The sequence below is a fragment of the Streptomyces sp. NPDC056161 genome (assembly GCF_042268025.1).
Classification (GTDB): domain Bacteria; phylum Actinomycetota; class Actinomycetes; order Streptomycetales; family Streptomycetaceae; genus Streptomyces.
Window position 1 is genome coordinate 172,494 of the sequence record NZ_JBHJUV010000018.1, and the last position, 6,604, is coordinate 179,097.

5 protein-coding genes and 2 pseudogenes are annotated in these 6,604 nt (G+C 66.7%); 6 read left to right on the plus strand and 1 reads right to left on the minus strand.

Annotated elements, in window-relative coordinates; genetic code table 11:
• Positions 1-73 precede the first annotated feature (73 nt).
• The 6 genes and pseudogenes from ACFC09_RS19115 to ACFC09_RS19140 all read left to right on the plus strand — a co-directional run.
• Positions 74-1,090 (plus strand): Gfo/Idh/MocA family protein, encoded by a 1,017-nt coding sequence (locus ACFC09_RS19115; RefSeq protein ID WP_376529556.1) that lies wholly within the window; start codon positions 74-76, stop codon positions 1,088-1,090.
• Between the two features lie 74 nt (positions 1,091-1,164).
• The gene (locus ACFC09_RS19120) at positions 1,165-2,454 is read left to right on the plus strand and encodes a DegT/DnrJ/EryC1/StrS family aminotransferase (RefSeq protein WP_376529559.1); all 1,290 of its coding nucleotides are present in this window, start codon (positions 1,165-1,167) and stop codon (positions 2,452-2,454) included.
• A 26-nt stretch (positions 2,455-2,480) separates the two neighbouring features.
• Positions 2,481-3,170, plus strand: coding sequence for a methyltransferase (locus tag ACFC09_RS19125; RefSeq protein WP_376529562.1), 690 nt, complete (start codon positions 2,481-2,483; stop codon positions 3,168-3,170).
• Between the two features lie 65 nt (positions 3,171-3,235).
• Positions 3,236-4,042, plus strand: coding sequence for a histidinol-phosphatase (hisN, locus tag ACFC09_RS19130; protein ID WP_376529566.1), 807 nt, complete (start codon positions 3,236-3,238; stop codon positions 4,040-4,042).
• 60 nt (positions 4,043-4,102) lie between these two features.
• Positions 4,103-5,668, plus strand: coding sequence for a carbamoyltransferase C-terminal domain-containing protein (locus tag ACFC09_RS19135; RefSeq protein WP_376529569.1), 1,566 nt, complete (start codon positions 4,103-4,105; stop codon positions 5,666-5,668).
• 4 nt (positions 5,669-5,672) lie between these two features.
• A pseudogene (locus ACFC09_RS19140) lies at positions 5,673-5,897 on the plus strand (IS5/IS1182 family transposase); the annotation flags it as partial.
• A 65-nt stretch (positions 5,898-5,962) separates the two neighbouring features.
• On the opposite strand, the pseudogene ACFC09_RS19145 reads toward ACFC09_RS19140, so the two are convergent.
• Positions 5,963-6,478, minus strand: a pseudogene (locus ACFC09_RS19145) (IS30 family transposase); the annotation flags it as partial.
• Between the last annotated feature and the right edge of the window lie 126 nt (positions 6,479-6,604).

Below are 6,604 nucleotides of genomic sequence, written 5' to 3' on the forward strand. Positions count from 1 at the left end.
CGATCAGGATCTTCACGATCCTTTCCTGGCTGCCCGCGTCATCCTCAGATCTTCTTCGAGGGGGATATTCCGCATGTCCAGTGACAGGTTGAAGAACGTGGGTCTGCGACCGCGAGTACTGGTGGTCGGATTTGCTGGACATCAAGGAAAGGAGTACCTTTCGATCGTGCGGGAGAACGCAGATGTCGTCGGCGGCGTCGACCCCGCCCCGGCGGCCTCAGCACTCGCCGACGAATGGGGCTTCCCTCATTACGGCGTCCTCGACGAGGCACTCGAAAAGGTCGAATTCGACGCCGCTGTGGTCACCGTGCCGCACAGTGAGCACTTTCCGGTCTGTACGGAACTCCTGGCACATGGCAGGCACGTCATCAAGGAGAAGCCGTTCGCCGTCACCGAGGAGGAAGCCCGGCAACTGATACATCTGGCGCAACGGGCCGACCGCAGCGTCTTCACCCTGTTGCAACGGAACTTCAACCCCGTCTTCCGCTTCGCCCAGAAGAACCTCGCCCGGATCGGGCAGCCCTACTGGTTCTCCTACGACTACCACTTGAACCTGGCTCACCCGACCACGGGTTGGCGCGCCTCCAGGGAGCAGGCGATGGGCGGTGTGCTCCTCGACATGGGCTACCACCTCATCGATGTACTCAGCGGGCTCTTCCCCGAACCCCCTCGGGTGCATTCCGCCTTCGTGCACCAGTACCGGGAGATGCGGGATCGCCGATTGGAGGACCTCGTCAGCCTCATGTGCAGCTATCCCTCAACGGGGCTGGCCGGCTCACTGCGCATCTCACGCCACAACCACGAGAAGATCGAACGCCTCTGCGTGCTCGGTACGGAGGGCGCGTTGAACGTCGCCCCCCAAGTCGCCACCCTGCACTCCGTCGGAGGGCTGCCGTTGGATCACTGCGCCTGGGCAGGCCCCAAGATCGACGCCGTGCGTTCCATGATCGCCCATCATCTGGGACACCTGGACGACCGCTACTACCGCCAGGACCACCTCCAGCGTCAACTCGCAGCCGTGCGCACGATCGACGGGATCTACCGTGACCGGTTGGGCGAGCAGAACAAGCTCGCCGACCGGTGCGCCTGACCCCACCGCCGTACGCGAACCGACAGGGCCCGACGCGCCGGTCCCCTGTCCCACCGCGAACACAGGAAGGACACATGACCATCGCCGAACAACTCGCCCTCCTTGGAGGCACGCCCGTCATCGAACAGCCGCTGCCGCACGAAGTCTGGCCGCCCCCCGCCGACGAGGCCGAGCTGTCGGAACTGGCCGAACAGCGGAACACCGACATCTCCATCAAGGGCAACAGCGGTCCCATCGGCCGACTTGAGGCAGACTTCCTCGCCTTCCTGAACGGCGGAGCGCGCTTCGCGGTCACCTTCAACTCCGGTACCAGCGCCCTTTTCGCCGCCTACTTCGCACTCGGTGTGCGCGAAGGCGTGGACGTCGTGGGACCGGCACTCACCTACCATGCGGCGCTGAGCCCCGTCTTCGCGCTCCGCGGTGACGTGGTCCTGGCCGACATCGACCCCGACACCCGCGGTCTGGACCCGAAAGCACTTCAGGCCGCGCTCACCGAACACACCAAGGTCATCACAGTCGTCCACCAGTGGGGCCACCCTTGCGACATGGACGCGATCCTGCGCATCGCCGAGCGACACGGGCTGCGCGTTCTGGAGGACTGCTCACACGCCCACGGCAGCCGCTACAAGGGCAGGCCCGTCGGCACCTTCGGCGACGCCGCGGTCTTCTCCCTCCAGGCCAACAAGGCCGTCTACGCGGGCGAGGGCGGCATCCTCGTCACGAGCGACCCCCAGGTGCACGACCGCGCCACTCTCCTCGGGCACTACCGGGACCGCTCCCGGGACGCCGTCCTCGACGAGGACCTGCGGGCGCACTGGGTCACCGGCTTCGGGCTGAAGCTGCGCATGTCGCCGTTCAACGCCATCGTCGCCCGGCACGCGCTCGCGGCGTTCCCGGCACGCAAGGAAGCCCGGCACCGCTGTCTGCGCCACCTCGGCGGGCAACTCGGCGACGTGGCCTATCTGGAGCCGGTGCACGTGGCCGACCACGTCGACATGGGCGCCTGGTACGGCTACAAACCGCTTTACCGGCCCGAGGCACTGGGTGGTGTCCCCCGCGCCGTCCTCATCAAGGCGCTGCGCGCCGAAGGCATGGAGGTGGGCGCCCCCTCCGGCCCACGGCTGTCGACCCTGCCGCTCTACGCCCGCCAGGAGAACCCCCTCTTCCCCGGCACGTCGAAAAAGGGCATTGCCCCGGAGAGCGGCTCGCACGCGGAACACGTCGAGCAGCACGCGCTGTCCCTGCCCACCTTCACCAACTGGCCCGAGGACAAGACGCTCATCGACCAGTACGCCGAAGCCTTCCGCAAGATCGGCCGTCACCGCGGAGCGCTCGTGCGGTACGCGTCCGGCCCGACCCCATGACCCACACCCCCGGAGAGGCAGAGACGATGACTGTCAAGGAGTCCCCCGAGGCCGTGGCCCAGGTCCTCCAGCACGCCCTCGTGGGTGACGATCTACCGGACTCCTTCACCCTGCTGGGGCGGGAATGGAGCCTGCACCGAGGCGTCTTCCCCAGCACCCTGAGCGCCGCCACCGAGGTGATGGCCTCGATGGTGCCCTATCCCGTGGGCGGCTCGTTCCTGGAGGTCGGCTGCGGCACGGGTGTCATCTCCGTGACCGCCGCCCTCAACGGCTGCACATCCGTCACCGCGCTGGACATCAACGACAAGGCAGTGGCCAACACGGCCGCCAACGCCGAACGGCACAGTGTGAGCGACCGGGTGCGCGTCCTCCACAGCGACATGTACACGGCGCTCGAACCCACGGACCGCTTCGACACCATTTTCTGGAACGTGCCCTGGACCTATGTGGAGGACGACTTCTCGCTCTCCACCGATCTGCACTCCGCCGTCTTCGACCCGGGCTACCAGGGCCAGGCCCGGTACATCGCCGGCGCCCATGAACACCTGGCCGACGGTGGCAGGCTGCTGCTGGGCACGGCCGACCTCGGGGACAGCGAACGGCTCGACGCCATCGCGGAGGAAGCCGGCATGCGGGTCGAACTGCTGCGCCGCGTGCGCCGGATCGAGGAGGTACGGGTCATGGAGTACCACATGCTCGAACTGCACACGAAGTAGTCCGGCGGCCCGTGGCGCCACGGGCCGAGCCCCCGAAACCCACGAGGTGTGCAGTGAGGCGCCCCATGTCACGACAGGCCGATCTCGAACTGGCCCTGCAACTCGGCGACATCGCCGACAGCATCACCAGCCGTCGCTTCCAGGCCCTCGACCTGAGGATCCGGGAGAAGCCGGACCGTACACCCGTGACCGACGCGGACACCGCAGTCGAGACGGCCGTACGCGAGGCACTGAAATCCGCCCGCCCCGACGACGCCTTCGCCGGGGAGGAGACCGGCGGCTCCGTCGCAGCCGGGCGCACCTGGATGGTCGACCCCATCGACGGCACCAAGAACTTCCTGCGCGGGATACCGGTCTGGGCCACCCTGATCGCCCTGCTGGAGGACGGCCTGCCCACCGTCGGAGTTGTCAGTGCCCCCGCCCTGCACAGTCGTTGGTGGGCGGCGGCCGAACGGGGCGCCTGGCTGCGACGCGGCCCGGCCGGCAGCACCCCCCTGCCCTTGCGGGTGTCCGGCAACACCAGTCTCGCCAACGCCTACCTCTCCACCACCAGCACACGCACCTGGGACGCATTCCACTCACGTGCGGCATACCTGCGCCTGGCCGAAGAGTGCTGGGAGGACCGTGCCTTCGGGGACTTCCTCCAGCACTGCATGGTCGCCGAAGGAACCCTCGACATCGCTGCCGAACCGGTCGTGAACCCCTGGGACATCGCCGCCGTACAGATCCTCGTGGCGGAAGCCGGCGGTGTCTGCACCGATCTCCTGGGCGCCTCGCCCCACAACGGCACCGGCGCCCTGTCCGCCAACCCACAGTTGCACCAGCTTGCGCGGAAAGTCCTCTCGGCGGCAGCCGATCCAGGCGCCGTCTGATCCCGGCATCCCACTGTCAGGTCGGAAATTCGCAGAGAATTCGCAGAGAAACGGACCATCATGCTGATTCTTTCCCTCAAGGAAGGCCATGACGGGGCAATCGCGGCCGTCGAGGACGGAAAGCTGCTCTTCTCCCTGGAGGCGGAGAAGGACTCGTTCGTCCGCTACAGCACGCTGACCGCCGAGGTGTTCGCCGTAGCGGCGGACCGGCTGGACAAACAGCCGGACGTCGTCGCCGTGAGCGGCTGGATCAAGGGGACCCAGGCCACCGACCAGCCCTCGCGTGCCGGGTACTTCGGTGTGGGTGAATCCGCGATTTCGGACGAGGCCGGCCGGTTCTTCGGGAAGAACGTGCGCGTCTTCTCCTCCACGCACGAGCGCTCTCATATCATGACGTCCTACGGAATGTCGGCATTCCGTCGGGACCAGCCCTTCTACAGTCTGGTGTGGGAAGGGAACATCGGCTCGTTCTACCGCATCGACGAGCACGGCAAGGTGACCCATCTCCAGGAGGTGCTCAACTACCCGGGAAACAAGTACTCCTACGGCTTCGCGCTCGCCGACCCCAAGTACAGTGCGCACGAGGAATTCGTCCGCTTCCAGGACGCGGGCAAGCAGATGGCATTGGCCGGATTCGCCGAGGACCGGCCGCCCACCCCGGCGGAGCAGGAAGTCATCGACTTCGTACTCGGTCAGAGGGAGGTCATCACCGGCAGCCTGAAGGACCGGATGACCGATTCCCCCTACTACAACATCGGCGTGGAAACGGGCGCGTACAAGAACCTCGCCGCCCGCCTGTCGGACGCCATCTTCGACCGGTTCCATGCATACGCCCGGGAGCATTTGACGGAGGGCCTCCCGCTGCTCATCTCCGGCGGCTGCGGGCTCAACTGCGAGTGGAATCGCCGTTGGCGCGAGTGCGGCCTCTTCCCCGCGGTCTTCGTCCCGCCATGCCCCAACGACAGCGGCTCCGCGATCGGGACCGCCATCGACGCCCAGCACTTCTACACCGGGTCGGCCGGCCTGGACTGGGACGTCTACGCGGGCGGCGAATTCGTCGAGGACCTGCCCTTTGACCCCCAGCGGTACGAGATCCGGCCACTGCACCACGGCGAGGTCGCCCGCTACCTCCGCGACGGAAACATCATCGGCTGGGCGCGGGGCCGCTGGGAGATCGGCCCCCGCGCGCTCGGGAACCGATCGATCCTCGCCGCTCCCTTCACCGAGGAGACGATGGGCAGGCTCAACAAGATCAAGCAGCGCGAGGGCTACCGCCCCATCGCCCCGATCTGTCTGGAGCAGGACGCGGGCCGCTGGTTCGGCGGCGGGGTCCCCGATCCCTACATGCTGTACTTCAGCCAGGTCGAGTCCGGCGAACTGCGGGCGGTGACGCACGTCGACGGAACGGCCCGCACTCAGACCGTCGACCCGACGGCGAACCCGGGAATGGCCGAACTGCTGACTTCCTTCGGTGAATTGACCGGGTTCACCGTCCTCTGCAACACCTCGCTCAACTACTCGGGGCGCGGGTTCATCAACCGCACCAGCGACCTGATGGCCTACGGCGAGCTCCACGGGCTGGACGGATACGTCGTGAACGACACCTTCATCACCCCGCGACGATGACGCCGCCGTGACAGTCGCTGGCGCCGACCTCTCCGAGAACGCCATCGGAATACGCCACCTTGACCAGGCGAAAGAGACCCACCCGACCATCGCGAAAAGCTGCGTCGACACCTGCTCCAAGAACGCCGTCGTCGAGCACGGCGCCCTCCTCGGAGTCGACGTTGAAGTCGTCAACCGCAACCCAGAAAAGCGCGGCTTCCATGTTGTGAAAAGTCGCTGGGTGGTGGAGATCTGTCAAGCACAGTGCACTCATGGAGTCTGTTGCTCTGCTGTCTCGGTTGTCTGGGAGCGGATTCAACCGGTTGTCGCAAAACCGGCGTGCACTGATCGTAGATGATCGTCGAGGGCTTCCGCGGGTGTCTTCCACACGAGGGTCTTACGGGGGCGGGAGTTGAGGATCGCGGCGATGGCGGACAGTTCGTCGGCGCTTCATCGGGATAGGTCGGTGCCCTTGGGGAAGTACTGGCGCAACAGCCCGTTGGTGTTTTCGCTCGTGGCCCGCTGCCAGGGAGCGTGTGGGTCTGCGAAGTAGACGGGCAGCTCGGTCTCGACCGTGAGTTGGGCGTGAGCGGCCAGCTCCTTGCCGTGGTCCCAGGTCAGTGACCGGCGGAGCTGGTCGGGCAGGGTGGTCATCGTGGTGGCCAGGGCGTCCTTCATGGCCACGGCGCCGTAGACGCCCAGTGCAGGCCCGTTCTTGGTCGGTGGGATGGTGCCGTAGCCCTCGGCTCGTGGGAGGTGAACGAGCGTGGTGTAGCGGGTCGTTCGTTCCACGAGCGTGCCGATGACCGACCGATTCAGCCCGATGATCAGTCGGGTAGCGGGGACGCATTGCTGCGTCCCCGTCGGGTAGCGACGGCGCATTGCTGCGCCGCCGCCCCCTCGGAACCGTGCATGCGACTTATCACCGCACACGGCTCGGGCAAGCCACAAGGGCTG

Excerpts from the sequence above, each read along its gene's own strand:
- ACFC09_RS19115 (WP_376529556.1), top strand. The coding sequence starts at position 74 with ATGTCCAGTGACAGGTTGAAGAACGTGGGTCTGCGACCGCGAGTACTG.
- ACFC09_RS19120 (WP_376529559.1), top strand. The coding sequence starts at position 1,165 with ATGACCATCGCCGAACAACTCGCCCTCCTTGGAGGCACGCCCGTCATC.
- ACFC09_RS19125 (WP_376529562.1), top strand. The coding sequence starts at position 2,481 with ATGACTGTCAAGGAGTCCCCCGAGGCCGTGGCCCAGGTCCTCCAGCAC.
- hisN (WP_376529566.1), top strand. The coding sequence starts at position 3,236 with ATGTCACGACAGGCCGATCTCGAACTGGCCCTGCAACTCGGCGACATC.
- ACFC09_RS19135 (WP_376529569.1), top strand. The coding sequence starts at position 4,103 with ATGCTGATTCTTTCCCTCAAGGAAGGCCATGACGGGGCAATCGCGGCC.